At 64.5% G+C, this 2,686-nt stretch carries 2 protein-coding genes; both read right to left on the reverse strand.

Going from position 1 to position 2,686, the window contains the following annotated elements:
• Window positions 1-580: 580 nt before the first annotated feature.
• Window positions 581-1,270 (reverse strand): RraA family protein, encoded by a 690-nt coding sequence (locus tag FJ980_RS29645; RefSeq protein WP_140547177.1) that lies wholly within the window; start codon window positions 1,268-1,270, stop codon window positions 581-583.
• Complete coding sequence (locus FJ980_RS29650; protein WP_140547178.1) at window positions 1,263-2,513, reverse strand: alpha-hydroxy acid oxidase; 1,251 nt, start codon at window positions 2,511-2,513, stop codon at window positions 1,263-1,265. The genes FJ980_RS29645 and FJ980_RS29650 overlap by 8 nt, the downstream gene beginning before the upstream one ends.
• Window positions 2,514-2,686: the final 173 nt, after the last annotated feature.

The following is a 2,686-nucleotide window of genomic DNA, read 5'->3' on the forward strand; positions in this document are numbered from 1 at the left end:
CTACACCTCCGCCAAGGGACAAACCCCGGCCGAGGCGCTCTACGATGGGACTTTGCCTGTGTTTCCTGAGTCTCGCAGGTGTGGCCTTAAGTCGCAAACTATTGGCCTCAGAAGCGGGGCGGTCGGACTTCATTGACGGCGCGACAAGCACCATATGCTGATCCAAAGCCCTCCAAACGAGAGAAGCTCGCCCGACGTCGCACCGCGGTCGTCAGCCAGCAATGGCTATGGACTAAAGGAACCTGGAAACCATCATGCCTGAAAATATCAGACTAACGTCAAGAGACGTTCCCCTCATTCAGCTCGGCGTATACCAGTGCCGCTTCCCGGTGAGCGAAGACCCGTCAGTACCTGGCGGCTACCGTTTTTGTGCCGGGGCGACTTCGCCTGATCGCGTCTACTGCGATCACCACCACAGCATCGTGACTGCCGTCGACCCTCGTCGAGCCCGCTCGGGTCCCCATTTGCCCCAACGGCGCGCCGCGTAAATTACGTTTGAGCGCTCCGCACGCTGGCAGTCGCGTCACCTCATCGGTATGATGTTGTCCTCAAATCTTTTTTGCAATTCGGCAACCCCATTTCAATCAACGAAGCGCGTCCTGTCAGACTTGAGGACGACGGTGGCGAACTCGGGCATTTCCAGACCTTGGCGCACCTTGGCATCAAGATCCTGCTCGGCCGCCTTGATGGCGGCGAGCCGCGCCAGCACGGTCCTAGCCTCCAGGCGGGGTACCACGGCGACGCCATCGCGGTCGCCGATCAGTATGTCTCCCGGCGAGATAGTCACGCCTCCCAGCACCACCGGAAAACCGACTGTGCCTGGACCATTGCGCGCCGGCGAGTTCGCGATAACGCCAGCACAGTAAACCGGCAACCCGACCGCCTCGATCCCGATAACATCGCGCACGAGGCCGTCGGTGACGAAGCCGGCGACCCCCTTATTGCGCGCCATGCCAAGCACGAGATCCCCGGTGACGGCCGCCCCGGCAAAGCTGTCGGTGGCCGCAATGATGACATCGCCACTTACGGCGACGTCCAGCGCCCCAAACAGCGCGAGATTGTCGGAAGGGCCGCACTGACAGGTCACGGCGACGCCGACCAGCGTAGCAGCAGCTGGTGATAGCGGCTTGATCGCATGGTGCAAGGCTCCGCGCCCGCCCATGGCGTCGACGACCTGGCTGACGGGCACGCCGGAAAAGGCACTGGTGATGTCTGCCGCAGGCCGTTCGAAACGGCGCTTGATAGTGAGCAGCGGCGGGTCTTCAATCATGTGGCAGCCTCGTAGCTTGAACGAACGAAAGACAGTCTGGACCGAGGTCGCTAAGGCTCCGTGCCCCCATCAGCCCCATGACCCGGTCGATCTCCTTGCGGTAAAGTTCGAGCACGTGTCGCACCCCATCTTCGCCGGCGACCGCGAGCCCCCATAGCTGTGGCCGGCCGATCAGACAGCAGGACGCTCCGAGCGCCAACGCCTGGACGATGTCGGAGCCCCTCCTAACGCCGCCGTCAATCAGTACAGGTATGCGGCCATCGACAGCCGCGACCACCGCAGGCAGCGCGTCGAACGACGCGACGGCACCGTCAAGTTGGCGTCCGCCGTGATTGGACACGCTGACGCCGTCGATACCGCGCGCCACGGCCTCCGTGGCTTCTCCGGGATGCAGGATGCCCTTCAGCAACAACGGTCCGGACCAAACGGTGCGCAGCCAGTCGACGTCGGCCCAGGACAGACCAGGGTCGAGCAGTGCGGCCATGCGGCCCGCCAGCGCGCCAACCGTCGCCGTCTCGCCGGGACGCAGGTAGTTGCCGAAGGTCAGTTTCGGAAGCCGGGTGCGCATGCGCAGCAGCCACGCCGCCTTGGTGGCGGCCGCCAGCGTCCCTGCCACACCGAAGCGCGGCGGGATGGAAAACCCGTTGCGGATGTCGCGTTCCCGGTTGCCGAGCAGCTGGTTGTCGACGGTGAGCACCAGCGCGCCGTATCCTGAGGCACTCGCCCGATCCACCATTTCCCGGGTGAAGCCGCGATCGGTGTAGATGAACACCTGCATCCATCGCGGGCTGGTCCCGGTGGCTGCTATGTCCTCCAGTGTGCAGGCCGAGCCGTGACTGGCGCAGTAGAAGGTGCCAGCGGCTGCCGCTGCTCGGGCTGCCGCGCACTCGCCGTCGGGCCAGAACAGACCAGCCAGGCCAGTTGGCGCGATACCGAGCGGGATGGCGAGCTTTGCGCCGAAAAGATCAAGGGAGAGATCCCGTGTCGCTGCACCGTTGAGGGGCCTCGGCAGGATAGCAACGTCGTTGAACGCCTGTTCGTTGCGGCGCAGCGTTCGCTCATCCTCGGCGCCGCCGTCGGCGAAGTCGAACACCGGGCGCGGCAACGTCCGCAGTGCGGCGTCGCGCACCGCGGCGATGCTGTACAGGCGCTTCAGCGCCGCCGTCGAAGCAGGTGATTCTGCAACGCCCGCACCGCCGTTGGCCCGAGGGCCTGTGTTCGAGATAATCGAGGAACTACTCACGGTTTCTTACCGCCGATGCGACCGTAATGCGTCGGTCCTCCGCCCCCCGGAACACGCACACAGCAGAGCGTGCCGTCGAAGGAGGGGTCGCTGCCGGTCTCCATCACGCCGGCATTTGTCACCCAAAGCATCTCGCCGGAGAAGACGCAGTTGGTCGTAGCCTTGCCGCAGAT

It is taken from the genome of Mesorhizobium sp. B1-1-5, from assembly GCF_006443065.1.
Taxonomy (GTDB): domain Bacteria; phylum Pseudomonadota; class Alphaproteobacteria; order Rhizobiales; family Rhizobiaceae; genus Mesorhizobium.

Bases quoted from the DNA above. Each gene is read 5' to 3' on its own strand.
- FJ980_RS29645 (WP_140547177.1), bottom strand. From the start codon at position 1,270: ATGATTGAAGACCCGCCGCTGCTCACTATCAAGCGCCGTTTCGAACGG.